Origin of the sequence: Pseudomonas sp. YNh, from assembly GCF_037993085.1 — a bacterium.
Classification (GTDB): Bacteria; Pseudomonadota; Gammaproteobacteria; order Pseudomonadales; family Pseudomonadaceae; genus Aquipseudomonas; species Aquipseudomonas putida.
Map to the genome: position 1 here is coordinate 21817 of NZ_JBBMRJ010000001.1, position 25904 is coordinate 47720.

Genomic DNA, 25904 nt, shown 5'->3' on the forward strand with positions numbered 1-25904 from the left:
CTTCTCGAACACAACAGAAACGAAGTCGCCTTTTCCTACAGCTGACGCAGAAACCTCTGATCCGAATCCATGATGGGATTTCCCCCTGCACACGTTGTCAGGGAGACACCTCATGTACCTGGGTTACGTCGTGCCCTCGTGGCACGAGATCGAATCACGTGTCATCGCCATGGTGGGCTACCAAAGCACTGGCCAGTTCCGCACCAGCCTCAATGAAGAAGTCGCCTCACTGGGCCTCAACCTGCGCCGGGTCGACGCTGTACGCACAGCCTTCTACCAGGCTGAATGGCAGGCGGCGCACATGCTACGCCAGCGCTTTGCCGACCTCGACATCAACAGCATCAGCGACGAACTGCTGAGGATCGTGCAGCAGATGGCGATGATCGTTGCCGGCAGCACCATTACCGGTGGCCTGCTTGGCGCGGGGGTAGGCGCATTCGCTGGCGGCGCCGGAACCATTCCGTTCGCTGGCGCAGGCGCGGTCATGGGCCTCAAGGTCAGCGGCTGGATCCTCGGCGCGCTGGGGCTGGCCTCCATTGCCGAGTTCTTCATCGACGGCTTGCCGCGGATCGGTGAGTACTACGTCGATGGCATCCGCTTCGCCTGGGAAGGCACCTGCGGCAATGAAGGCACCGGCCCGTTCTGCCGGGACGACCCCTATGCGATATCCCGGGCCACGCATCAGATTGCCCAAGGCCATGTGGAAGTCGTGGTGCTGTTGTTGGGGGCGATCGTGTCGTACCTCACCCGCGGGCGCGGCGATGCCCGAGTGCTGGCCCAGGAGATGGCGGCCAGCCGCAAAGGCGCGCGGCTGGGGCAATGGATGCTCCAGCATGAAGAGGGGTTGAAGAAACGGCCGGATCTGCAGGTGCCGGAGCGGCGCAAAGGGGCGATGGATGATCCGCAGCCAGTTCAGCCGAATCGGCAGGCGGGAAAAGACAAAGAGCCCTCTACAGCTAAGCCCGGTAGGATGCCGTTGCATACGGTGGCGTGTTTCAAGGCAGATAAATTGCCAGCGTCGAAGCATGGCGAGTTTGAGCGGCAGCTGAAGGGGCAACAGGATGGGTTGAATCGGCTGACGGTTGAGGAGTTTTTGGAGAACGTTGCCGATCCTGTAAAGCGTGACCCTGCGATCGCACGCGCTGCACGCAGGGATCTACAAGACAGGTTGGAAAAAAGAATAAACAAGGAGCTGCTCGCCGAAATGAGCCCAGCAGAAGCAACAAAACTGTCAACCCTAAAGGCGAAGGAGGCGATGGCCACCTTGGCCGCGCTACACAATCCCGACTTAAGCGCGGGTGGCAGAGACATGATCTCAGACTTTGGCGACAGGCAAGTCAACTCCAGCATTGGTGCTCAATGGCGAAACAGACTAGTCAGCATCAAAGAGGCCGCGGAAAAATCGCCGAAACTCGGCACCCACTTGAATTACATGAATGTGAGACTTCATAAGTGCTAACGACAAGAGGCATCGCTAATGGATGAGGTATTCTCGATATTCCTTGACAATATAGGCGCGCCTTTTTCGCGTCGAGAGGTGCCACCCTCGAGCATTGATCGGTATAAGGGAAAACTTCCAGAGTTGTTACTTTCATACTGGAAAGAGCATGGATGGTGTGGTTTCGGCGAAGGTATATTCTGGCTGGTTGATCCACAGGAGTATCAGGCCGTTGTCTCATCCTGGACCGAGGGCACCATCCTTGAAAACCGGGACACTTACCACTTGATTGCCAGAAGCGCTTTCGGCGACCTGTATCTTTGGGGAGAGAACAGTGGCTTTTCAGTAAAAATCACAAGTCTTCTGTCCCGTTATACAGGTGAAAACTGCACACTCACTGAAACGGAAGCAACCAGAGAGGTCCAAAGCTTTTTTCTATCAAGAAAAAAAGAACACAACGATTTTGAAAACCTTTTTGAGCCCGCGAAGAAAAAGCTGGGCATCTTGAAAGAAGATGAGATGTATGCCTTTGTTCCTGCATTGATGCTGGGAGGGCGCCCCGACCTCAAAAACCTGGAAAAACTTAAAGCAATAGAGCATTTAATTTTGCTGTCTCAAATCACCGAACTCGAACCCTACAGCTTCTCTGACTTCTGAGCACACAAAAGGACCTAAACGAATGGATGTCATCTTAAGCATTTTCCTGGAAACCTTCGGCGCCACCATCGGCCAGCAACCCATACCACCTGCCGCTGTCGATCATTACCAAGGCAAACTCCCCAATCGCCTCCTTGAATAGTGTCAAGACCACGGCTGGTGCGGCTACGGCGGCGGTTTGTTCTGGCTGGGCCTATCGACATCCTGCAACACACCGGCATCCTGCACCTCCAGCCTGACGCAAACCGCCGGGTTGGCTTTGACCACCGAACGCGCCCCTTCATCACCCTTCAGCCGGGCAAGCGCCGGCCAGAAATCGCGCCCGAACAACACCGGATGGCCCTGTCGTCCAGCATGACAAGGCAGGACTATCGTTGACCCACTGGACTCCCGTGCAAGCAAATCCAGGGTCGCGGACGCCACCCAGGGCATATCTCCCAACAGAATCGCTACTGCCTGCGCCTCGCTGTCAGCCAGCGAAGCGGCACCGGCCGCCAGGCTATGGCCCATGCCCAATGTGAAATCCGGACTGGAGATTACCCTGCACCGCGCTGGCAACCCCAGGTCCACACCTCGCTCCCCTTCACGCAACACCACCCGAACATCATCGAACACTGCGCAGGCGCTCTCTACGCTGTGCACCAGCAAGCTTCGACCGTCAGCCAGCAGCGAACGGCGCTTGTCAGAGCCAAAGCGCACACTGCTGCCTGCCGCCAATACCAACGCAACCACGCTCACAGCGCCACCCGCGCGATGCCGTTGCGCACACGAAGGATATCGGCCAGTACCGCCAGGGCAATCTCGGCCGGGGTCTTGCTGCCCAGGTTCAGGCCAATCGGCGCATGGATGCGCGCTAGCTCGTCGCAACCCAGGCCACCAATTCGCTGCAAGCGCTCGCGGCGCTTGTCAGAGGTCACCCGGGAGCCCATCACGCCAATATAGAAGGCCTCGGTACGCACCGCTTCAAGCATCGCCAGGTCGTCGATCTTGGGGTCATGGGTCAATGCCACCACTGCCGTGTCGGCATGGCAACCGCCATGGCGGATAAACTCCGACGGCAACTCGCGGCGCACTTCGATGCCGTCCAGCCGCACGCCATCCAGCACTTCGTCCCGCGGCTCGCAAAGGATGACTTCAAACCCCATGCCCTTGCCGAACTCGGCGCAAAAATGCGCCACGCTGGAATAGCCGGCCAGAAGCAGGCGCTGGGCGGCGCCGACACGCAGGCGAACACGGGCGTTGTCCCGCTCGACGCGTGGCCCCTGGCAATGGTCATCGGCCAACTGGCGGGTACCGTCCGGCAGGCTCACTTCACGCAGCACCCGACGCTGGCCCAGCAGCGCGCTTTCCAGCTGACGCAGGTGCGCCTGCACCTCGCACTCGGCGGGCAGGTTCTCCACCAGCACTTCGAGCACGCCACCACAGGGCAAGCGGATACTCGAACGCGGGTCGCTGTCGTCACCGTAGCGCACGATGGCAACCGGCTCCGGGAACTCACCCAGGGCCACACGCTCGAGGAAGTCGTCTTCGACGCAGCCACCCGACAGCGACCCCAGCCACTGGCCGCTGGCATTGACTGCCAGCAGCGAGCCCGGCGCGCGGGGCGCCGAGCCGTAGGTGGCGAGCACCGTGCACAACCAAACCCGCTGACCGTTGCACGACCACTGCAAGGCCCGGCGAACCACCTGTAGATCGAGATGCTGCACGTTTACTCCGCCTTCAGCTCGGCGAGCTGCTGTACGTTCAGGTCACCGGGCAGTCCACCCCAGGCCTGGCGCAGGTAGTTGACCATATCCGTCACTTGCTGGTCATCAAGCTTGTCGGCAAAGCCCGGCATCGGCTGCATGCGCTCGAAGCCGGTGAACTGCTGCTCACGGATGCCTTCGAGGATGACCTTGACCAGGTTGCGCGAGTCACCCTGGCGCAGCACGGTGTTGCCCTGCATGGCCACGGCAATGTGCGGTTTGCCCTCGCCGTCGACACCATGGCAACCGGCGCAAACGTTGAGGTACTGCTGGTGGCCGCGCTTGGCGCTGTCGCTCATCTGCTCCAGGGCAACGGCCTGGATGGCCTTGGCCGGCGGTGGCTGGTCGCCCAGCAGGTAGGTGGCCATGGCCGCCAGGTCGGCATCTTCCAGGTGTTGGGTGCTGTGGTGCACCACCGGGAACATCTCGTTGAACATGCTGCCCTGGGCGCTGATGCCATGCTTGAGGAAGGTGGTCAGGTCTGGCTGGGTCCAGCCGCGCTCGGCCAGGTCCTGGGCCAGCAGGCTCGGCGCCAGGTAGCCGCCCAGCAGGCCGCCGGTCATGCGCTGGTCCTGCTGCAACGCGCCGATGGGGTTGCGCGGGGTATGGCATTCGCCACAATGGCCCATGACTTCGACCATGTACTGACCACGCTGCCAGGCCGGGCTTTTGCCTTCGGTTGGCTGCAGCTGCACGCTCTTGCCATACAGCATGTTCCAGCCACTCAGGCCCATCCGCACATTGAACGGGAAGCGCAACGCGGTCTGCGGTGCCGGGCGGTTGATCGGCGGTATGGTCATCAGGTAGGCGAGGATCGCGTCCGAATCTTCACGCTTGATCAGGTGGTACGAGGTGTAAGGCATCGCCGGATACAGATTGGCGCCGTCCTTGCGCTTGCCCTGGGTGACTGCGGCGAAGAACTCGTCGGCACTGTAGTTGCCGATGCCGTACTGCTTGTCCGGGGTAATGTTGCTGCCATAAATGGTACCGAACGGTGAATGGATCGGCAGGCCGCCGGCATACGGCGCGCCGCCTTCGGCGGTGTGGCAGGCCATGCAGTCGGCCGCGCGTGCCAGGTATTCACCGCGCTTGACCTGAGCCTCGTCGGCCGCTTGGGCAACCGAGCTGACGGCCAGGGCCATTGAACTGACGGCAAAGGCCAATGCCAGTGCGTTACGAACGAAGCCCATGCTCAACCCTCCTTGACCAGGCCAAGATCGTTGAGCACCTTGCGGGTGGCGTCGTAATAACGCACGTAGCCGGTGCAGCGGCAGATGTGGTGGCCGAGGCTGGCCTCGATGCGGTCTTCCACTTCGCTCTTCTTCAATGGCTGGCGCTGGGCGGTTTCCACCAGCACGGTAGCGGCGTTGACGAAGCCCGGCGCGCAGTAGCTGCACTGGAAGGCGAACAGGTCGACGAACTTCTGCTGGATCGGGTTCAGCGTGAGGTTACCGGCCGCGTCCGGTTTGGCGTGGCCCTCGATGGTGCGTACCTTCTTGCCCTCAAAGTAGTGGGCGCCGGTGATGCAGGTGCGCACTTCTTCGCTGGTGCCGTCGGGGTTGTCGACGATCACCACACAGGCATGGCAGATGCCCTGGCCACAGCCCAGGCGCGAGCCGGTGAGGTTCTGGTGTTCGTGCAGGTAGTCGATCATCGCCAGGTCAGCGGGGACCTCGACCGGGCCGACCGGTTGACCGTTGAGGGTCAGTTGCAGTGGACGGTTAGCCATTGAGGGCCTCCTTGATACGGGCTGGAGTGATGGGAAGATCGCGCACGCGCTTGCCAATGGCATGGGCGACGGCATTGCCGATGGCCCCCACGACCGGGATCATCACCACTTCGGCAATGCCCTTGGACGGGTCGGTCGGTGACAGCGGCGGGAGGATTTCACTGGTCTGCTTCCACACCGCCACGTCGCGCGCATGCGGCAGGCGGTAGCGGTTGAAGTTCCAGTCGCCCTCCCCGGGCCCGCCCTCGTACATCGGCATTTCTTCGGTCAGCGCGTGGCCGATGCCCATGGCGATACCGCCTTCGAGCTGGCCCTTGACCAGCTCCGGTACCAACACTCGGCCGCATTCGACCCAGCTGTGGTGGTTGAGCACCTGCACTTCATGGGTGCCCTTGTTCACCTTGACTTCAACAATGGTCGCCACCGGGCTGTAGTAGGTAACCATGGCATTGTTCAGCTGGGTGTCGGGGTAGGCAGCGTTCTGCCGGTCGAGCAGGTGGTAACCGTGGCTGCTCATCTGCGCCTTCTTGGCGCTCACCGCGCCATCGCCGTATTTCACCGCCACGGCGTCAAGCGGGAAGCGCTCGCGCACGCCGTCGATGACGAAGTCGGCCTCGGCCCAGCTCCAACGGTTGAAACCGTGCACGCTGGCGCCGGTGACCAGGCCCATGTCGTGGGCCTTCTGTGCCAGCTGGGCGAACGGGATCGGCTGCAGGCCGTTACCGGTCAGCTCGCCGTTGACCCACACCGCGTTCTCGCGGCGCACCACCAGCGGGTTGGCCTGGCCGCCATGAGGGCCCTGGCTCCAGATGGCCATGGCCGCCGGCCACAGGCCGTGGTTGAACAGCACGCGCGCCGCTTCGCGGGTGGCATGGCTGAAGTAGAAAGCCGAGTTGGTCGCCGACGATGGCGACGCCAGCTTGCCGACCCAGCGCGGGTTGCGCAGCGCGGCGTCCTGCTCGGGCTGGCTGATCAGGTACGGGTTGCCGCTGGTGCTCAGTTGCAACTCTGGCCATTCGGTAACCGCGGTCCTCACCTCGTCAGCCGAGCGCCCCAGGAAGTCGCTGACCACCAGGGCCTGGGAGGTAGACATGCCGGTGCCCAACTCGGTGCCGATGTGGCGCAGGCTGATGCGGCCGTCGCGGCTGAACTCGATGCTGGCCATCGGTGCTTCGGAACCGGTGCCGAAGTCCTTCTGGCAAATCGCAAAGCCCACACCGTACCAATGGTCCTGGTCTTGCGCATCCATCTGCTGCTTGCGTGCGTCGCGGTTGCGCCACCAGTCGTGCACGGCGGCCTTGTCGAGAATCTCGTACAGACGCAGCGCGCCCGCCGGGACCGCGCCCTGGGTGTTCTTCATGCCCGATTTCAGCGCGTTGGCACGGCGCAGGTCGATGGCATCGACGCCCAGGCGGCCTGCGATTTCGTCCACCATCATCTCGGTGGCAGCCATGCTCTGCAAGGTGCCGTAGCCGCGCATGGAGCCGGCCTCGACACCGCGGGAATGGTAGGCGGTAACCGACAGGTCGTTCTGCGGCATGTAATAGATCGACTGCGCAGCAGTGGCGCCTACCGCAGCTACGGACGGGCTGTAGTTAATGCGCCCGCCGCCGTCGCAGCTCATGTCGGCGCGGAAGATCTTGAAGCTGTTGTCCTTCTTGTCCACGGCCAGCTGGTAGCGGATATCGAAGGCATGGCGCTTGATGCCGCTCTGGAACTGCTCGTAACGGTCATTGGCCAGGCGGATCGGCACGCCGGCGCCATACAGCGCGGCCACGGCGGCGTAGAAGACGAAGATGTTGTTGTCTTTCGAGCCGTAGCCCACGGTATAGCCCGGGTGCATGTTCAGCGTGTTCAGGGCGAAGCGCGACGGCTTGATCATGTGCACGCATTCCTGCGCCACTTCGAACGGGCACTGGGTGGCAACCACGAAGTGCAGCGTGCCGCTGGCCGGGTCGTACCAGCCGTTGCCGTTGTCCGGTTCCAGCGCGGCGGGTTCGATGGACGGCGTCTTGTAGCGCTCGTCGAACACCAGCCAGTCCTGGGGCGGGTTGTCCAGCTGCTCGGCCATGCGATTGGCGTAGAACAGCCCCTGCTCGGTCAGGTCGCCGTGCTGGTTGGGCTGCTTCGACCACACCGGCTTGCGGTTGAGAATGGTCGGGAACAGCATGGAATTCTTCAGGCTGGAGAACTCATCGTCGTCGAACGGCGTGGCACCGCCCACCCGCACGAAGCGAAAACTGCCGTAAGGGTCGCGCTGGTACAGCGGCGCCTGGGCGCCGTAACGGATCGCCTTTTCGTTGAACTGCAGCTTGCGCTTGGCCTGGCGGAAGCGCTCGAAGTCGTGCCAGATCAGGATCGCCACCGGGTGGCCGATGAACATCGGCACCTTGCCGGGCGGCAGCAGCGGGTCGGGCGAATGGGCTTCGGGCCAGGCAATGCCGTCTTTCTCGAGATCGGCGGCGGTAACGATGCGGTCAGGCTGCAGCTCGGCACCGAGCAGGCTGAGGTCGTGACCGGCATAGATACGGTCGGCCTTGGTCGCCTTGAGCAGCAGCGCATGGCCCTGCTGCGTGGGCCAGCCGGGCATGTCCTTGGCGCGGATATCGCGGGCGAACACTTTGTCGCCGCACACCTTGGACAAGGCATCGTTACGGAAGCGCGCCTTGCCGTCATGGCTCATCCACTTCTGCGGCGAGGTGGTGACGCGTTCCTCCATCAGTGCGGCGAATGCCTGGCTGCCAAGTGGCGCCATGGTCACGCCGACACCAGCGATCAGGCCGCCTTGCAAGAAGGCGCGCCTGGAAATATCACGGTTGGACATGCTTGATCCTCTGGGCAGTTGGGGGCCTGCCCTATTTTTGATTCTAGTGCTAGCGGGAAAAGCTGACTTGTGCGTCAACTTTACAGGAATTGTGTAGGGATTGGCAAAGTCAAGCCGACAATATGTCGCTGTGTGTCTGGGAGGATGGGTGGGACTGGGGTGGGCTCACAGACCAAAACCAGCGTTAACCTTCATTTAATCAGCCCCAGCCAGCATGGCCCCATTCCTAGATCTGCCAAGGCGAAGACATGCGCGTCCTCCTGCTCTTCCTGACACTGCTTCTGGCCGGCCCGTTGCAGGCCAACCCGTTTGATGTAAAACCGGATTTCCTGCCGGTCGACCAGGCCTTTGTACTCACCCACGACCGCCAGGCCGACGGCCAGATGCGCCTGTACTTCCAGATCAAGCAGGGCTACTACCTGTACCAGAAGCGGCTCAAGTTCGACGGCCTGCCTGCCGAGCAGCACCCGCAATTGCCGCCGGCGCTCAACCACAATGACGAATTCTTCGGTGACAGTGCGGTGTACCGCGATCAGCTCGAACTGCTGCTGCCAGCCAATGCCCAGGGCCAGTTGCGCCTGGGCTGGCAAGGCTGCGCCGACGCCGGCCTGTGCTATCCACCGCAGACTACGCTGATCGACCTGGGCGGTAGCGTGGCACCCGCCGCCGAGCAAGCCAGCGACCAGGCTCTGGCCAGTGGCCTGCAACAGGGCCACCTGGCCTGGAGCCTGTTGGCGTTCTTCGGCCTGGGGCTGCTGCTGGCCTTTACCCCCTGCTCGCTCCCGATGCTGCCGATCCTTGCCGGGCTGGTGCTGGGCAATGGCGCCAGCGCCCGACACGGCTGGCTGCTGGCCGGGGTGTATGTGCTGAGCATGGCACTGGTGTACGCCGCCTTGGGGGTGGTGGCCGCACTGCTGGGTGCCAGCCTGCAGGCCTGGCTGCAGCAACCCTGGCTGCTGGGCAGCCTGGCGGGGCTGTTCGTGCTGCTGGCCCTGCCCATGTTTGGCGCCTTCGAACTGCAACTGCCCGCCGCCCTGCGCGACCGCCTTGACCGCGCCGGGCAAGGCACCCGGGGCGGCAACCTGTATGGCGCGGCGCTGCTCGGGGCGTTGTCCGGCCTGCTGCTGGGCCCATGCATGACCGCGCCGTTGGCCGGCGCCCTGCTGTACATCGCCCAGAGCGGCGACGTGCTGCAAGGGGCACTGGTGCTGTTCAGCCTGGGCCTGGGCATGGGCGTGCCGCTGTTGTTGCTGGTGACCCTGGGCAACCGTTACTTGCCGCGCCCAGGCGCCTGGATGGACCGGGTCAAGGGCGTGTTCGGTTTCGTGTTCCTGGCCATGGCCTTGTACACCGTGCGTAGCCTGTTGCCCGCCACGCTGCTGCTGGCACTGAGTGGCGGCTGGTTGATCGCCCTGGCCTGGGCCACCTGGCCAGCCCTGCAGCGCCTGCCAGCATTGCGCGCAGTACCGCTGCTGGGTGCCTTGTGGGGCAGCCTGTTGCTGGTCGGTGCCGCCGCCGGTGGCGATGACCTTTGGCAGCCGCTGCGCCCGTTCACCGGTGGGGGTACCGCGCCCGTTGCTGCCCAGCATGCCGAAGACAGCTTCGTCACGGTCAGCCGCCCTGAAGACCTGCAACGTGAACTGGATGCGGCCAAGGCCCGTGGCCAATGGGTGATGCTCGACTACTATGCCGACTGGTGCGTGTCGTGCAAGGTCATGGAAAAACAGGTGTTCGCCCGTGGCGACGTACAGGCCGGCCTGGCCGGCGTGCACCTGCTGCGCCTGGACGTCACCGCCGACACGCCGGCCAGCAAAGCCCTGCTGCAGCGCTACCAGGTACCCGGCCCGCCCAGCATCATCTGGATCGGCCCGGAAGGCGACGAACGCCGCGCGCGGCGTATTACCGGTGAAGTGGATGCCGCCGCGTTCCAGCAACACTGGGCCCAGACCAGGAGCCAAGGCTGATGTTGACCGTAACCCTCGGGCCACTGACCATGGCCCTCAACCACCTGCTGATGCTCACCGCCCTGGTGATTGCCAGCGTGGTCGGCTGGTGGGTCGCCCGGCGTGGCGGCGAAAGCCCGGAATCGGCGCTGTTCAACCTGTTCCTGATCGGCCTGCTGTGCGCCCGTGCCGGCTTCGTGCTGGCCTATTGGCCGATGTACCGTGATGAGCCGTTGCAAATGATCGACATCCGCGACGGCGGCTTCCTGCTCTGGTCGGGCCTTGCCGGCATCGTCCTCGGTGCGGTGTGGCAGGGCTGGCGTCAACCGGGCCTGCGCCGCCCGTTGGGCTGGGCATTGTTCAGTGGCGCGCTGTTCTGGGGCCTGGCCAGCTTCGGCGGCCACTTGTACAGCAAAGGCACCGAGCTGCCTGAACTGAGCCTGCGAAACGCTGGTGGCCAACCGGTGGCGCTGCACAGTTACCGCGGCAAGCCGCTGGTCATCAACATCTGGGCCACCTGGTGCCCACCGTGTCGGCGTGAGATGCCAGTGCTGCAACAGGCACAAAGCGATTACCCGCACGTGACCTTCCTGTTCGTCAACCAGGGCGAAACTCCGGAAAATGTCAGCACCTTCCTCGCCACCACCGGCCTGAGCCTGACCCACGTGCTGTTCGACGGCACCGGCCTGCTGGCCCAGCGTGTCGGTTCCATGGCCTTGCCCACCACCCTGTTCTACGACGCCAATGGGCGGCTGGTTGGCAGCCACCTGGGCGAGCTGTCCCGGGCCAGCCTGCGCCACGCCCTGGAACCTTTCGACCGGGCCATTGCGCCCGCCCCTGCCGCACAAGGAAACTGACATGCGATTGACTGCACTGCTGCCCCTGTCCCTGGCCCTGCTGGCCTCCCCTGCCCTGCAGGCCGAAGAACTGCCCAAGGCAGTTCAGCAGCTGCAAGCCAAGGGCGCCGTGATCAAGGGCAGCTTCGATGCGCCCAACGGCCTGCGCGGTTATGCCGCCGAGTACCAGAACAACGCCCTGGCCCTGTACCTGACCCCTGACGGCAAGCACGTGCTGGTCGGAAGCCTGTTCGACGAACAAGGCAAGGACCTTAGCGCCGAGCCGCTGGAAAAGCTGGTGTATGGGCCGATGAGCAAGGCCATCTGGGCGAAGCTGGAGAAAACCGCCTGGATCGCCGACGGCAAGGCCGATGCGCCACGCAAGGTGTACCTGTTCAGCGACCCGAACTGCCCGTACTGCAACATGTTCTGGGAGCAGGCGCGGCCGTGGGTGGAGTCGGGCAAAGTGCAGTTGCGCCATATCATGGTCGGCATCATCCGTGAGGACAGCCCGGGCAAGTCGGCGGCGCTGCTGGCGGCGAAAGACCCGGCCAAGGCCCTGCAACAACATGAAAAAGCTGGCAAGGCCAGCACGCTGAAGCCCCTGGACCAAGTGCCGGAAGCGGTACAGCAGAAGCTGGCGGCGAACATGGCCTTGATGGAAGAGATGGGGCTGCAGGCGACTCCGGCCATTTTCTATCAGGATGAGCAAGGCAACCTGCAAAGCCAGCAAGGGGCACCGCGGCCGGAAATGCTGGGCAAGATTCTCGGGAAGCGCTGAAACATTGGCTGCCTGCACTGGCCTCTTCGCGGGCACGCCCGCTCCCACGGGTATTGCAACAGCCTTGAGAGCGGCGCGATAACCTGTGGGAGCGGGCGTGCCCGCGAAGAGGCCGGTGCAGGCTAGCCAATCACTTCAAAGCCCCTCGAGCTCGGCCATCAGGTCACTGAGCCGGTCGACCTTGTCGTCATCCAGCGCACTGCCCTGCAACCCCAGCACATACTCGGCCAGCTCCTCCACCGTGCTGCACTCGAACATCGCCCGCAGCGGCACGTTCAGCTGCAGCTGCTTCTGCACCCGCGAGGCGATCTGCGTGGCCAGCAGCGAATGCCCGCCCAGCTCGAAGAAGTTGTCGTGCACCCCCACTCGCTCGGCCTTCAGCACATCGGCCCAGATACAGGCCAACACTTCCTCCAGCTCATTGCGCGGCGCCTGATAGGCCTGGCTGTGCTGACCGCCAATGTCGATGGCTGGCAGCGCCTTGCGGTCGAGCTTGCCGTTGGCGTTGTGCGGCAGGCTGTCGAACCAACCCCAGTGCAGCGGCACCATGTACTCCGGCAACTCGGCACGCAGGCGCTGCTTGATCTGCTCCAGCAATGTGGCATCGGCGGCGACACCCTGGTGTGCCACCAGGTAACCGACCAGGTGCTTGCCATTGACGCCTTCCTGCACGCCCACCGCAGCATCACGAATCTCGGCCTGCTCGTGCAGGCGGGCTTCGATCTCGCCCAGTTCGATGCGGTAGCCGCGAATCTTCACCTGGTGGTCGATGCGCCCGACGTACTCCAACACACCGTCCGGGCGCTGGCGCGCCAGGTCACCGGTGCGGTACAGGCGCTCGCCCGCGGCACCATGGGGGTGTGGGATGAACGCCAGGGCAGTGCGCACCGGATCGCCGACATAGCCACGGCCCACGCCGGTACCCGCCACGCACAGCTCGCCCACCGCGCCCAGCGGCACCAGCGCCTGCTCTTCGCCGAACAGGTACAGGCGGTTGTTGTCGGTCGGCGTGCCGATCGGCAGGTAACTGCCTTGGGTCGATGCGGCATCGACGCGGAAGAACGCCACATCATCGGAGCATTCTGCCGGGCCGTAGGCGTTGACCAGGCCGATCTGCGGGTACCGCTGCAACCACTGCGCGGCCAGCTCAGGTGGCATGGCCTCGCCGGTCGGCAGCATCCAGCGCAGGCCGTCGAGGGCCTGGTGGTCGTTGGCCAGCATGCCCTGGATCAGCGACGGCACGCTTTCCAGCACGGTGATGCCGGTGGCCTGCACATGCGCCAGCAGGCCCTGCGGGTCATGGGCGATGGCATTCGGCACGATCTCGACCTTGGCGCCGAACAGCGGCGCGGCAAGGAACTGCCACACCGAAATGTCGAAGCTCTGCGAAGCAGTCTGGGCAATGACGTCCTGATTGCTCAACGCCAGATACGGCACCTTGCTCAACTGGTTGTTGAGCATGCCGCGCTGCTCGACCATCACCCCTTTTGGCAAGCCAGTCGAGCCTGAGGTGTAGATCACATAGGCAAGGTTGTCCGGGCCACTGTGGATGCCCGGGTTGTGGCTGGCAACCTGGCTGGCCTGGGTGTCTTCCCACACCAGCAGCTGTGGCCGTTCTGCAACGTCCAGCTCACCCAGCAACTGCCGGCCCTGCTCGGCACAGGCCGCGCTGCACACCAGCACCGGGGTACGGCTGAGCTGGATGATGCTTTGCAGGCGGGCGGCCGGCAGCCCCGGGTCCAGCGGCAGATAGCCGGCGCCCGCCTTGAAGCTGCCAACGATCATGCCCAGCAGCGGCAACCCGCGCTCGGCCAGCAGCGCCACCGGCTGGTCCACCTTTACGCCGGCCGAGATCAAGGCGTGGCCCAGGCGGTTGGCCGCCAGGTTCAGCCCGGCGTAGTCATAGGAGGCCTCCAGGCAGCGGGCCACAGTACGTTCAGGGTGCGCAGCCACCTGCGCTTCGAACTGCGCGATGTAGCTCTGCTCCAGCGGATAAGCCCGCTCGGTGCGGTTGCAGTCTTCCAGCAGGAAGCGCTGTTCGTCTGCCCCCATCAGAGGCAGCGCGCTCACCTCCCCATCAAAGCCCTGCACCAGCGCCAGCAGCAGGCGCTTGAACTCGGCCAGCAGGCGCTCGACGGTCGGGTAATCAAAGTAACGCTGGTCAAACGACAGGTGCAGGCCCAGGTCATCACCCGGGTAGCACACCGCCGTCAACGGGAAGTTGGTGTGGGTACGGCCCGAGTCGGAGCTGGCGTTCAGGTGCTGGGCGTGGTCGAGCACGGCGGTTTCCACCGGCGCGTTCTCGAACACGAACAGGCTGTCGAACAGCGGCTGGCCCTTGGGCAGCTCGCTGCACTCCTGGATCGCCACCAGCGGCAGGTACTCGTACTCGCGCAGCTCCATGTTGCTTTGCAGCAGGCCCTGCAACCACTGGCGCACACTGCAACGCTCACCCGATACCGGCAACTGCACACGCAGGGCAACGCTGTTGATGAACAGGCCAACGGTGCGCTGCATCTGCGGCATGCTCACCGGGCGCCCGGCCACGGTCACGCCAAAGGCCACATCGCGGTCGCCACTGTAGCGCGCCAGCACCAGCGCCCAGGCCGCCTGGGCGAAGGTGTTGACGGTAAGCTGGTGAGCCTGGGCCAGTTCGCGCAGGCGCACGCCATCACTTACCTCCAGGCGGGTGTAGCAATCGCCGACGATCATGCCGCTACCGGCGTGGTCATGGCGCAGCGGGCGGTCGCTGGGGATGGCCGTGGCGCGCTCGAAGCCGGCCAGGTTGGCCTGCCACCAGGCGCGTGCGTCGTCCAGGCCCTGGCGCTGCAACCAGCCGATGTAATCGCGGTAACGCGGCGGCACCGGCAACTGGGCCTGACGGCCTTCGCCGAGGGCCTGGTAGACCTCGAAGAAATCGTTCATCAGCAGCGAGCGGCACCAGGCATCGATCAGGATGTGGTGGTTGCTCATCATGAACCAGTAGCGCTCGTCGGCCACGCGTACCAGGCGCAGGTGGAACGGTGCTTCACTGAGCAGGGCAAACCCGGCCTCGCGCTCCTGCTTGTGCAGGGCTTGCAGGCGCTGCTCCTGGGCGTCGTCAGCAAGGCCGCGCCAGTCCTGGTAGTCCACCGCGAGGTTGCCCGGTTTGTGGATGATCTGCAGCATCGCCTCGCCGCTGTTCCAGCTGAACGAGGCGCGCAACGCTTCGTGGCGCGCCACTACCGCCTGCCAGGCCTGGGCGAAACGTTCAGGGTCCAAGGCGCTGTTGATGCGGTAGCGGTCCTGCATGTAGTAGAGGCCGGTGCCCGGCTCCAGCAGGGTGTGCAGCAACATGCCTTCCTGCATTGGCGTTAGCGGGAAAACGTCCTCGATCTGCGCAGCCGGTACCGGCAATGCGTCGATCTGCTCCTGGGTCAGGTGCGCCAGCGGGAAGTCCGACGGGGTGAAGCTGCCGTTGCCATCGGCCAGGCAATGCGCGACCAGCGCCAGCAACTCCTGGCGATAGGCCTCGGCCAGGCGGGCGATGGTCTGCGGGTCATAGCGCTCGGCGCTGAAGGTCCAGCGCAGTTGCAAGGCGCCGCCGTACACCTGGCCATCGACGCTCAGCCAGTTTGGCAGCGGTGCGTCGAGGTCATGCGCCAGACCGGCCGGTGCCTCCAGTGGCTGGAACAGCGCCGCACTGTCAAATTGCTGGTCGAACTGGCCCAGGTAGTTGAAGGTGATACGCGCCTGCGGCAAGGCCGCCATCTGCTCGCGCCCGGCCGTGTCGCCCAGGTAGCGCAGTACGCCGTAGCCCAGGCCCTTGTGCGGCACCTGTCGCAGTTGTTCCTTGATGCGTTTGATGGAACCGGCCCGCGCCGCGTCGTCCTCGCCCGGTAGCGGGCGCAGGCTCAGCGGATAGGCGTTGGTGAACCAGCCGACGCTGCGGGTCAGGTCCATGTCTTCGAACAGCCCGTCACGGCCGTGGCCTTCAAGCTGCACCAGCACTTCCTCATCGCCGCTCCAGCGGCTCAAGGCACGTGCCAGTGCGGTCAGCAGCAGGTCGTTGACCTGGGTGTGGTAGGCGGCCGGGGCCTGTTGCAGCAGTTGCCGGGTCTGCTCCACGTCCAGGCCGATGGCCAGTGTCTGGGCGTGGCGGTGCAGGTTGCCACCCTGGGGGTGATCGCACGGCAGTTCGCGGCGCACGCCGCCCAGCTGGCCTTGCCACCAGCCCAGTTCGTCGCGCAGCGAATCGCTGCCGGCGTAGCTGGCCAGGCGCGCGGACCAGTCGCCCATGCTGTGGGTCTTGGCCGGTAGCGGTTGGCCACGGTAAAGCGCCTGCAGGTCTTCCAGCAGCACCCGCCAGGACACGCCATCGACCACCAGGTGATGGATCGCCAGCAACAAACGCTGGCTGCCCTGCCCGTCACGCACCAGCAAGGCGCGCAGCAGCGGACCTTGCTGCAGGTCGAGGCTGCGCTGCAGGTCGGTATACAGCGCCTGACAATCGGCAAAATCGGCCACGGTGGCGGTCCACAGCAATTGCCTCGCGTCAGGCTGGGCGTATTCGGCCTGCCAGCGGCCACGGGCCTCGTCGAAGCGCAGGCGCAGGCTGTCGTGGTGCTGCACCAGTGCAGCCAACGCCTGGCCAAGCGCGGCCTCATCCAATGGTTGGCGAGCTTCCAGCAGCACCGCCTGGTTCCAGTGCTGCGGCTGTGGCACTTCACTGTCGAAGAACCAGTGCTGGATCGGCGTCAGGCCGGTCTGGCCTTGGCGCAAGCCCTGCTCGATGCTGCTCGCGGCTTCGCTGTACCGAACCACGGCCGCCAGGGTCTGGATGGTCTGGTGCTGGAACAGGTCGCGCGGGGTGAATTGCAAGCCGGCCTGACGGGCCCGGCTGACCACCTGGATCGACAGGATCGAGTCGCCGCCCAGTTCGAAGAAGTTATCCTGCACCCCTACCCGGGCAACGTTGAGCACGTCGCGCCAGATCTGCGCCAGTTGCGCTTCCACCTCGTTGCCGGGGGGCTGGTACTGTTGACGCGCCTGCTCCAGGTCTGGCAGTGGCAGCGCACGGCGGTCGAGCTTGCCGTTACCCATCAGCGGCAAGCTGTCGAGCAACACCAGATGCGCCGGCACCATGTAATCCGGCAGGTGCTGGCGGGCATCGGCCTTCACTGCTTCACGCAGCTGGCTTTGCGCCTCGCTGCCAGCCGTGGCCTGCTTGCACAACAGGTAACCCACCAGCTGCTTGCCGCCCGGTAGATCCAAGGCCAGCACCACGGCCTCGTCGACATCGGCATGCGCCTGCAAGCGGCTCTCGATCTCGCCCAGTTCGATGCGGAAACCGCGAATTTTCACCTGCTGGTCGGCACGGCCGACGTACTCGACCAGGCCGTCAGTGCCCAGGCGCACCAGGTCGCCCGTGCGATACAAGCGGCCTCCTTCGGCGCTGAACGGGTCAGCGACGAATCGCTCGGCGCTCAGGCCCGGCCGGTCGTGATACCCCTGAGCCAGCCCGGCGCCGCCGACATACAGCTCACCAATGCCACCTTGCGGCAACAGCGCCAGGTCTTCGTCGAGGATGTAGGCGGAGCGGCTACCGATGACATGGCCAATCGGCACACTGCCAAGGTCTGCAGGCAACACCTCTGGCGCCAGGCAGGCCAGCGGCATGACCACGGTTTCGGTCGGGCCGTAGGCGTTGAAGAACTGCTGCGGCGCAAAGGCCTGGCGAATACGCTGCAGGTGCTCGCCGGTCAGCGCTTCGCCACCGGTGATCACCAGGCGCACCGGCAGTTGCTCGCCCTGCCCGCCCAGGTATTGCGCCAGCTGGCTACCGTAGCTGGGGGTAAAGCCCAGGATGCTCACCTGCTGCTCGCGCACCAGCTGGCAGATGTCTTCGGCGCCCCACTGCCCCTGGGCGCGCAGCACCACGCGGGCACCGCACAGCAACGGCACCCACAGGCGCTCGCTGGCAGCATCGAAGTTGATCGAATAGAAATGCAGCTCGCAATCATCGCTGCGCATGCCGAACGCGGCGATGACCGCCTGGCAATGCATGGCGAACTCACCATGGCTGACCACCACGCCCTTGGGCTTGCCGGTGGAGCCGGAGGTATAGATCAGGTACGCCTGATGCTGCGGCAGGTTGAGGTTGTCCAGCGGCGCATCGCTGTAGGCCGACAGGCTGGCGGCATCGTCCTCCAGGCTCCAGCGGGCCACGCCCTCGGGCAGCTCGCCCAGGGTTTGCAACAGCTCACGCTGGCTGAGCAGCAGGCCGATGCGGCTGTCTTCGATCATGTAGCGCAAGCGGTCGAGTGGGTACTCGGGGTCAAGCGGCACGTAGGCGCCGCCGGCCTTGAGGATGGCCAGCAGGCCGACGACCATTTCCAGCGATCGCTCCAGTGCCAGGCCCACGCGCACCTGCGGGCCGACGCCACGCTCACGCAGGGCACGGGCCAGGCGGTTGGCCTGCTGGTCGAGCTCGGCATAGCTCATGTGCTGGCCGGCGAAGGTCAGCGCGCCAGCCTGTGGCGTGCGGGCCGCCTGGGCGGCGAACAGGCCGTGCAGGGTCTGGTCGAGGTCGAAGTCCTGCTCCCCCTGCAACTGGCCCGCCAGCACCTGCTGTTCGGCGCTGCTCAGCATCGGCAGCTCGCACAGGCGCTGCTGCGGGTTGTCTAGCAGGCTGACCAGCAGCTGCTGCCAGTGCTCGGCCATGCGCGCTATGCGGGGTTCGTCGAACAGGTCGCGGCTGTAGGTCAGGCAGCAACCCAGGCGGCCGTCGAGGTCGGTGACCTCCAGGTACAGGTCGAACTTGGTGGCATTGGCGTCATTGAGCAGGTAATCCACCTGCATGCCGGCCAGTGTGCGGCTTTGCTGGAAAGCCCAGCGCTGCACGTTGCACATCACCTGGAACAGCGGGTTGTAAGCGCTACTGCGCGGCGGTTGCAACGCCTCCACCAACTGGTCGAACGGCAGGTCCTGGTGCGACTGGCCTTCGATGGCGGCCTGGCGCATCTGCTCCAGCAGTGCGTTGGCGGTCATCTGGCCATCCAGCTCGCAGCGCAGCACCTGGGTATTGAGAAATGCGCCAATCAGGCCTTCGCTTTCCGGGCGGATGCGGTTGGCCACCGGCGCGCCAATGCGCAGGTCACGCTGGCCGCTGTAGCGGTGCAGCAAGGCGGCCAGGGTGGCGGTCATGGTCATGAACAAGGTCAGGCCGCGCTGGCTGTTGAAGGCATGCACGCGGGCGACCAGCGCCGGGTCGAGTTCAAAGCGGTACAGCTCGCCGCGGTGGCTCTGTACTGCCGGGCGCGGGCGGTCGGCAGGCAACGCCAGCACCGGGTGCTCGCCACCCAGGCGGTCCTTCCAGTAGGCCAGTTGACGAGCGCCCTCGCCGCTTTCCAGCCATTGCCGTTGCCATACGCTGTAGTCCAGGTATTGCACCGGCAGCGGCGCCAGCGGCGACTCGCGGTCATCGACAAAGGCTTCGTACAGTTCGCCTAGCTCGCGGGCGAAAATGTCCATGGCCCAGCCTTCGGTGACGATGTGGTGCAGGGTGAGCACGAAGAAATGCTCGCGCTCGTCAGCCTTGACCAGGCAGGCGCGCAGCAGCGGGCCGCGCTCCAGGTCGAACGGCTGGTGCGCCTGGTCGTCGGCAAGTTGTTGCAGGTGTTGCTGGCGGGCATCGAGGGGCAAGGCACTGAAGTCCTGCCAGTCGAGGTGCAGGCCACTGTCTTCGGCCACGCACTGGTACGGCACCCCGTCGACGCTGGGGAAGGTGGTGCGCAAGGTTTCATGGCGCACGATCAACGCCTGCAGCGCACGCTCGAAAGCGTCCACATGCAGGGTGCCGCGCAGGCGTGCCATGCCGCCGACGTTGTACGCCGGGCTGTCCGGCTCCATTTGCCAGAGGAACCACATGCGCTGCTGCGAATACGACAGCGGCACCGCCTGACGCCGGTCGACGCGGGCGATTGCGCCTTGCAGGTTGCGCTCGCCGGCCGCGCGGATACGTGCAATCTCGGCACAGAAGGCGCCCAGTTCGCTGGCTTCGAACAGCGCCTTGAGCGGCAGCTCGACATCGCAGGCCTGGCGGCTGCGCGAGACGATCTGAGTGGCCAGCAGCGAGTGCCCGCCCAGGGCGAAGAAGTCGTCCTGCAGGCCGACGCGCGGCAGGTTCAGCACCTCACGCCAGATGGCGGCGACCTGTTGCTGCAACTCGGTGTGGGGCTCGACATGTTCGCGTTGCTGCCACACCGGTGCCGGCAGTGCCTTGCGGTCGACCTTGCCGCTGGGGCCCAGCGGCAGCTGTGCCAACGGGATAAGCTGGGCCGGCACCATGTACGCGGGCAGTTGCTCAGCCAGCACGGCCAAGACTTCGGCTGGCTGTGCACTGCCACTGTAGTAACCCACCAGCTGCGCGCCAACGGCGTCCTTGTGAATCAGCACCAGCGCCTGTTCCACGCCCGGCTGTGCCAACAGGCAGGCCTGCACTTCTTCTGGCTCGACGCGGAAACCCCGCACCTTTACCTGCTGGTCGAGGCGACCGAGGTATTCCAGGGCCTCAAGCTGCACCTGCCAGCGGGCGCGGTCGCCGCTGCGGTACAGGCGCTCGCCATGGCCGTCGGCCTGGGGCACGAAGCGCTCGGCAGTGAGGCCCGGGCGGCCCAAATAGCCACGGGCCAGGCCCGCGCCACCGAGGTACAACTCGCCCGGTACCCCGGGGGCGGCCAGTTCAAGCTCATCGTCCAGCACACGGCACAGCACATTGCCCAGCGGGCGGCCGATGGGCGAGCGCTCGCCGTCCTCCGCCTGGCAGTGCCAATGGGTGACGTTGATGGCGGTTTCGGTCGGGCCATAGCGGTTGTGCAACTGCACCTGCGGCAACACTTGCAGCACGCGGTCACGCAGCGCCGCAGGCAATGCTTCGCCACCGGAGAACACCCGGCGCAGGCTGCTGCAGGCGCCCGCCTGCGGCTCCTGGGCAAACACCTGCAACAGCGGCGGCACGAAGTGCAGCGTGGTCACGCCATGGGCCTGTACCAGCGCGGCGATGCGCTGCGGGTCGCGGTGTTCGCCGGGGCCGGCGAGTACAAGCTTGCAGCCGGTTACCAGCGGCCAGAAGCATTCCCACACTGACACATCGAAGCTGATCGGCGCCTTTTGCATCAGCACATCGCTGTCATTCAGCGCGTAGGTGGCCTGCATCCACTGCAGGCGCTCGGCCAGCGCCGCATGGGTATTGCCCACGCCCTTGGGCTGGCCAGTGGAGCCGGAGGTGTAGATCACGTAGGCCAGGTTGTCGCCGTGCAGGTGCAGGCCGGGAGCCTGGCTGGGCCAGCTGTCCAGGTGCAACTGGTCAATGGCGATGGCGCTGACTCCGTCGACCTGCGGGAGCTTGCCCAGCAGGCTGCTGTGGCTCAGCATCAGGCCGGCGTTGCAGTCGGCGAGCATGTAGGCCAGGCGTTCGGCCGGGTAGTCGACGTCCAGCGGCACGTAGGCGCCGCCGGCCTTGAGGATGGCCAGCAGGCCAACCAGCAACTGTGGCGAACGCTCGATGGCAATGGCTACGCAGGTGTCGGGGCCGACGCCTTTGTCGCGCAGGTAATGGGCCAGGCGGTTGGCCTGCTGGTGCAGTTCGGCGTAGTCGAGGCTGCCGCCGTCCCAGGCCAGTGCAGTGCGTTGAGGGGTCCGGCGGGCCTGTTCGTTGAGCTGTTCTACCAACAGGCTTGGCGGCGCGGCAGCCGGTGCGCGGCCCCAGCCCAACAGTTGCGCGCGGCCAGGCTCGTCGAGCAATTGCACTTCGCCCAGCGGCCGCTGCGGCGCGGCGCACACCTGTTCCAGCAGGGCCAGCAGGTGATGGGCCAGACGTTTGACGGTGCTGGCTTCGAACAGCTCTGCGGCATAGTCGAAGGCCAGGCTCAGGCGGCCCTGATGGTCTTCTTCGCTGTGCAGCTGAAGGTCAACCTTGGCTTCGCGGCTGTGCCACGGCAGCTCCTCCGCTAACATCCCCGGCAGGCGGCGCAGGGCCGACAGGTCGCGTTGCTGGTGGTTGAACATGACCTGGAACAGGCCTTGCTCCCGGGCTTCCGGCAGGGCTTCGACCAGTTGTTCGAACGGCAGGTCCTGGTTGGCCTGCGCCTCAAGGGTGGCCTGGCGCACCTGGGCCAGCAACTGCGCGAATGGCAAGCGGCCATCGAGCTGCGCGCACAGTACCTGGGTATTGATGAAGAAGCCGACCATGCCTTGGGCTTCCAGGCGCGGGCGGTTGGCATTGGGCACACCGACACGGATGTCGGCCTGGCCGCTGTAGCGGTGCAACAGCGCCTGCCAGCCGGCCAGCAGGACCATGAACAGGCTGGCCTGCTGTTCACGTGCCAGGCCCTTGAGGGCTTCGGCAAGCTTGGCAGGCACTTTGAGGTTGAACCGCGCAGCACCGTACCCGCGCTGGCTGGCGCGGGGGTGGTCGGTGCACAGGTCAAGCACCGGCAGTTCATCGCCCAACTGTGCCTTCCAGTACTGCAGCTGGCGCTCGGCTTCACCGGCGGCCAGCCATTGGCGCTGCCAGGTGCCGTAGTCAGCGTAACCCAGGGTAAGCGGCGCCAGGCTGGCCCCCAGGCCCTGGCAGCGGGCCGCGTAAAGCTTGGCGAATTCATCCAGCAGGATGTTCAGCGACCAACCGTCAGCGACGATGTGGTGCAGGGTCACCCACAGCTGATGGTGTTCGTCGTCCAGGCGTGCCAAGGTCACCCGCAGCAACGGGCCCTGGGTCAGGTCGAACGGCTGACGGGCTTCGGCTTCACGCGCGGCGCTGACCTGCTCGGGGGTTTGGCCTTCGAGGCCCAGGCGGCGCAGGCTGAACGGCTGGTGCGGCAAGATGCGTTGCAGGGCCAGGCCGTTTTCTTCGCAGAATACGGTGCGCAGGGATTCGTGACGCACCACCAGCATCTGGAAGGCGGCTTCCAGGGCGCTTTCATCCAGCTCGCCGCGCAGTTGCAGGCCGGCCGGGATGTTGTAGGCGGCCGATTGTGGCTGCAACTGCCACGTCAGCCACAAGCGGTTTTGCGCCAGCGACTGGGGCAAGGCCTGGGCGCGTTCCAGCGTTGCGATGGTGGCGGTGCCGGCCGCGCCTTCAGCGATGATCGAGGCCACGGCGTTACTGTAATCAGCCAGCACTGGCACTTCGAACAGGGTGCGCAGGCTCAGGTTGATGCCCAGCTCATCGGCCAGGCGTGCGGTGGCCTGGGTGGCGGCGATGGAGTTGCCGCCCAGCAGCAGGAAGTGGTCGTCTGCTGCAACCGCCTCCAGCTTGAGGATGTCGCGCCACACGGCGGCGATGCGTGTTTGCAGTTCATCGCCACCAGCCGCGCTTGCAGCGGCTTCGCTCACATCAGGGAAGCGGGCGTAGCAGTCCAGGCTGCCATCGTCCATGCGCAGGCGGCAGGCCGAGCGCTGCAGCTTGCCACTGGAGGTCTTGGGCAGCGCGCCCGGGTTCAGCAACAGGACCACAGCCGGGGCCTGGCGGCAGGCGTCGGCGATCACTTGGCGCAGGGTTTTGATCAGGTCCTGGGGCTTGATTGCCTTTTGCACGTTGCGGCTGATCTCCACCGCCACGCCGATGCCCTCCTCGCCCTGCTGCTCGACGGCAAACACTGCCACCCGGCCCTTGCGCAGCACCTCGACCTCGCGTTCGAGGGTTTTTTCCAGGTCCTGCGGGTACAGGTTCTGGCCGCGCACGATCAGCATGTCTTTCAGGCGCCCGGTGACAAACACCTCACCGTCGCGCATGAAGCCCAGGTCACCGGTGCGCAGCCAGGTCTGGCCGTCCATCTCGACGAAGGTGCGGGCACTGGCCTCGGGGTTGCGCCAGTAACCCAGGGCGATGCTCGGGCCACCGGCCCAGATTTCGCCGACCTGGTTGTCGCCCAGCACCTGCAGGTGCTGCGGCTCGACGATACGTACCGCGTGACCGGGCTGCGGGTAGCCGCAGCTCATCAGCACGCTGCCTTTGCCCGGCTCGGCACGGTTGGCGGCGAAGGCTTCGGCGTCCAGTTCCAGCGCGGCGATGCCCTGGCCACGGCGGCTGCCGCTGACGAACAGGGTGGCTTCGGCCAGGCCGTAGCTGGCGAAGTAGCTCTGCGGGTCGAAGCCGCAGGCCCGGAACTTGTCGGCGAACGTCGCCAGGCTGTCCTGGCGGATCGGCTCGGAGCCGGAATAAGCCACGCGCCAGCGGCTCAGGTCGAGCCCGGCCAACGAGGCCTCGCTGACCCGCTCGCTGCACAGGCGGTAGGCAAAGTCGGGGCCACCGCTGATGGTACCGCCATACTCGCTGATGGCCTGCAACCAGCGCTGCGGCCGGGCCAGGAAGTAACCCGGCGACATCAGCACGCACGGCACGCCGCTGAAGATGGGCTGCAGCAGGCCGCCAATCAGGCCCATGTCGTGGTACAGCGGCAACCAGCTGACGATCACGTCGTCGGGGTTGAGGTCGATGCCGAAGCCCTGGCGGATCAACTGCTCGTTGGCCACCAGGTTGCCATGGCTGACCTGCACGCCCTTGGGGAGCGCAGTGGAGCCAGAGGTGTACTGCAGGAAGGCGATGTCATCACCTTGCAGCGCGGGCTCGCGCCAGTCCGCGGCCAGCGCCGGGTCCAGGCCGTCCACTGCCAGCAGTTCAGGGCCGTTGTCCGCCGCCAGCGCTTCCAGGCCTTGCAGGCTGCCGTGCAACGCCGCGACCGTCAGCAGCAGGCGCGGCTCGGCATCGTCGATGATCGACAGCAAACGTTCCTGGTGATGCTGACGCGCAGACTCCGGCGGGTAAGCCGGCACCGCGATCACCCCGGCATACAGGCAACCGAAGAACGCCGCCACGTAGTCCGGACCACTGGGGAACAACAGCACCGCACGGTCGCCGAAGCCGGCACGGGCCTGCAAGGCGGCGGCGATGGTGCGTGCGCGCTGGTCGAGGTCCCGGTAACTGAGCACGGCCTGCTCGCCGGGGGCGTCGGCCAGAAAGCGCAAGGCGATCTTGTCCGGGGTCTGCGCGGCGCGTTGCGCCAGTGCCTGGACCAGCGAGAGCGGGAGTTCGAAGGCGTCCGTCATGGGGTGTTCCTGCCAGTGTCTGTTGGGGCGTGCCGGCTACTCCGCGAACGTGGGCGGACAGCGAGTGGCGACCGAGGATGTACACAGGAGAACGGATGGGCGGGGGCAGAAATTAGCGGGGATTACGCGGTGCCAGAAGGGGCCAAGGGTGAACCGTTTCACACTGCGGGCTTAGAACTGAAAGATACAGATACTAATTACGTTTCGTATTTGACAATCATTATCATTCTGAATAGCTTGTCGCACGTCGTAGGAAGCTTCCCAGCCTTGGGGGCCTCCTTTCCCCTCTGTGACAAGGTGATTTCCATGGCGGAACAACTATCCACAAGTAAGTGCGATTCACCATTACTGCAGGCCTTCGTCGACAATCGCAGCATCCTGGTCAAGATCGCCGCCCGCATCACCGGTTGCCGCTCGCGCGCCGAAGATGTGGTGCAGGATGCCTTTTTCCGGCTCAACGCTGCCCCGCAGATCACCTCGTCGTTCAAGGCGCAGCTCAGCTACCTGTTCCAGATTGTGCGCAACCTGGCGATTGACCACTACCGTAAGCAGGCGATGGAGCTGAAGTACTCCGGCAGCGAGGAGGAAGGCCTGAACGTGGTCCTCCAGAACGCCTCGCCCGAAGCGACCCACATCAACCTCGCAGCGCTGGACGACATTGCCGAGGCGCTGAACGAACTGCCGCAGCGTACCCGCTATGCGTTCGAGATGTACCGCCTGCATGGCGTACCGCAGAAGGACATTGCCAAGGAGCTGGGGGTGTCGCCGACACTGGTCAACTTCATGATCCGCGATGCGCTGGTGCATTGCCGCAAGACCGCCAATCGGCAGGCCTGATCACACAGGGTTTGCTTCTTCGCGG

The 25904-nt window shown here is 65.0% G+C and carries 13 protein-coding genes; 7 read left to right on the forward strand and 6 right to left on the reverse strand.

The window, feature by feature from the left end; translation table 11 throughout:
• Positions 1-112: 112 nt before the first annotated feature.
• The 3 genes from WF331_RS00090 to WF331_RS00100 are packed head-to-tail and all read left to right on the forward strand — an operon-like array spanning position 113 to position 2237.
• The gene (locus WF331_RS00090; RefSeq protein ID WP_284359514.1) at positions 113-1459 is read left to right on the forward strand and encodes a DUF6861 domain-containing protein; all 1347 of its coding nucleotides are present in this window, start codon (positions 113-115) and stop codon (positions 1457-1459) included.
• Positions 1460-1477: 18 nt separating this feature from the next.
• The gene (locus WF331_RS00095; RefSeq protein WP_284359516.1) at positions 1478-2095 is read left to right on the forward strand and encodes a GAD-like domain-containing protein; all 618 of its coding nucleotides are present in this window, start codon (positions 1478-1480) and stop codon (positions 2093-2095) included.
• A gap of 22 nt (positions 2096-2117) precedes the next feature.
• Positions 2118-2237 carry a GAD-like domain-containing protein gene (locus tag WF331_RS00100; RefSeq protein ID WP_231859014.1) on the forward strand — a complete coding sequence of 40 codons (120 nt, stop codon included), beginning with the start codon at positions 2118-2120 and terminating at the stop codon, positions 2235-2237.
• Between the two features lie 23 nt (positions 2238-2260).
• On the opposite strand, the gene WF331_RS00105 is transcribed toward WF331_RS00100, so the two are convergent.
• Genes WF331_RS00105 through WF331_RS00125 form a run of 5 tightly spaced genes read right to left on the reverse strand, consistent with a single transcriptional unit; the run spans position 2261 to position 8393 of the window.
• Positions 2261-2833 (reverse strand): nucleotidyltransferase family protein, encoded by a 573-nt coding sequence (locus WF331_RS00105; protein WP_284359519.1) that lies wholly within the window; start codon positions 2831-2833, stop codon positions 2261-2263.
• Positions 2830-3801, reverse strand: a complete 972-nt coding sequence (locus WF331_RS00110) for an XdhC family protein (protein WP_284359521.1) — start codon at positions 3799-3801, stop codon at positions 2830-2832. The genes WF331_RS00105 and WF331_RS00110 overlap by 4 nt, the downstream gene beginning before the upstream one ends.
• 2 nt (positions 3802-3803) lie before the next feature.
• On the reverse strand, positions 3804-5030 hold the full coding sequence (locus tag WF331_RS00115; protein WP_049278161.1) for a c-type cytochrome: 1227 nt from the start codon (positions 5028-5030) through the stop codon (positions 3804-3806).
• A gap of 2 nt (positions 5031-5032) precedes the next feature.
• A complete protein-coding gene (locus tag WF331_RS00120) occupies positions 5033-5569 on the reverse strand; it encodes a (2Fe-2S)-binding protein (protein ID WP_016498661.1) in 537 nt (178 codons plus the stop codon).
• On the reverse strand, positions 5562-8393 hold the full coding sequence (locus WF331_RS00125; RefSeq protein ID WP_061203340.1) for a xanthine dehydrogenase family protein molybdopterin-binding subunit: 2832 nt from the start codon (positions 8391-8393) through the stop codon (positions 5562-5564). Before WF331_RS00125 ends, WF331_RS00120 begins: the two co-directional genes overlap by 8 nt.
• Before the next feature lie 248 nt (positions 8394-8641).
• Here WF331_RS00125 and dsbD point away from each other — a divergent pair, with 248 nt between their 5' ends.
• The 3 genes from dsbD to dsbG are packed head-to-tail and all read left to right on the forward strand — an operon-like array spanning position 8642 to position 11953.
• A complete protein-coding gene (gene dsbD, locus WF331_RS00130; RefSeq protein WP_284359528.1) occupies positions 8642-10357 on the forward strand; it encodes a protein-disulfide reductase DsbD in 1716 nt (571 codons plus the stop codon).
• Complete coding sequence (locus WF331_RS00135; protein WP_016498658.1) at positions 10357-11193, forward strand: TlpA disulfide reductase family protein; 837 nt, start codon at positions 10357-10359, stop codon at positions 11191-11193. Before dsbD ends, WF331_RS00135 begins: the two co-directional genes overlap by 1 nt.
• Position 11194: 1 nt before the next feature.
• Positions 11195-11953 (forward strand): thiol:disulfide interchange protein DsbG, encoded by a 759-nt coding sequence (gene dsbG, locus WF331_RS00140; RefSeq protein ID WP_016498657.1) that lies wholly within the window; start codon positions 11195-11197, stop codon positions 11951-11953.
• Between the two features lie 135 nt (positions 11954-12088).
• Here the strand turns inward: dsbG and WF331_RS00145 are convergent, their stop codons facing one another.
• Complete coding sequence (locus tag WF331_RS00145; RefSeq protein WP_340622548.1) at positions 12089-25042, reverse strand: non-ribosomal peptide synthetase; 12954 nt, start codon at positions 25040-25042, stop codon at positions 12089-12091.
• Between the two features lie 306 nt (positions 25043-25348).
• On the opposite strand from WF331_RS00145, the gene WF331_RS00150 reads away from it, so the two are divergent.
• Complete coding sequence (locus tag WF331_RS00150) at positions 25349-25879, forward strand: RNA polymerase factor sigma-70 (protein ID WP_016498655.1); 531 nt, start codon at positions 25349-25351, stop codon at positions 25877-25879.
• Positions 25880-25904 lie beyond the last annotated feature (25 nt).

Coding starts and splice junctions, on each gene's coding strand:
- WF331_RS00090 (WP_284359514.1), top strand. CDS start 113: ATGTACCTGGGTTACGTCGTGCCCTCGTGGCACGAGATCGAATCACGT.
- WF331_RS00095 (WP_284359516.1), top strand. CDS start 1,478: ATGGATGAGGTATTCTCGATATTCCTTGACAATATAGGCGCGCCTTTT.
- WF331_RS00100 (WP_231859014.1), top strand. CDS start 2,118: ATGGATGTCATCTTAAGCATTTTCCTGGAAACCTTCGGCGCCACCATC.
- WF331_RS00115 (WP_049278161.1), bottom strand. CDS start 5,030: ATGGGCTTCGTTCGTAACGCACTGGCATTGGCCTTTGCCGTCAGTTCA.
- WF331_RS00120 (WP_016498661.1), bottom strand. CDS start 5,569: ATGGCTAACCGTCCACTGCAACTGACCCTCAACGGTCAACCGGTCGGC.
- WF331_RS00125 (WP_061203340.1), bottom strand. CDS start 8,393: ATGTCCAACCGTGATATTTCCAGGCGCGCCTTCTTGCAAGGCGGCCTG.
- dsbD (WP_284359528.1), top strand. CDS start 8,642: ATGCGCGTCCTCCTGCTCTTCCTGACACTGCTTCTGGCCGGCCCGTTG.
- WF331_RS00135 (WP_016498658.1), top strand. CDS start 10,357: ATGTTGACCGTAACCCTCGGGCCACTGACCATGGCCCTCAACCACCTG.
- dsbG (WP_016498657.1), top strand. CDS start 11,195: ATGCGATTGACTGCACTGCTGCCCCTGTCCCTGGCCCTGCTGGCCTCC.
- WF331_RS00145 (WP_340622548.1), bottom strand. CDS start 25,042: ATGACGGACGCCTTCGAACTCCCGCTCTCGCTGGTCCAGGCACTGGCG.
- WF331_RS00150 (WP_016498655.1), top strand. CDS start 25,349: ATGGCGGAACAACTATCCACAAGTAAGTGCGATTCACCATTACTGCAG.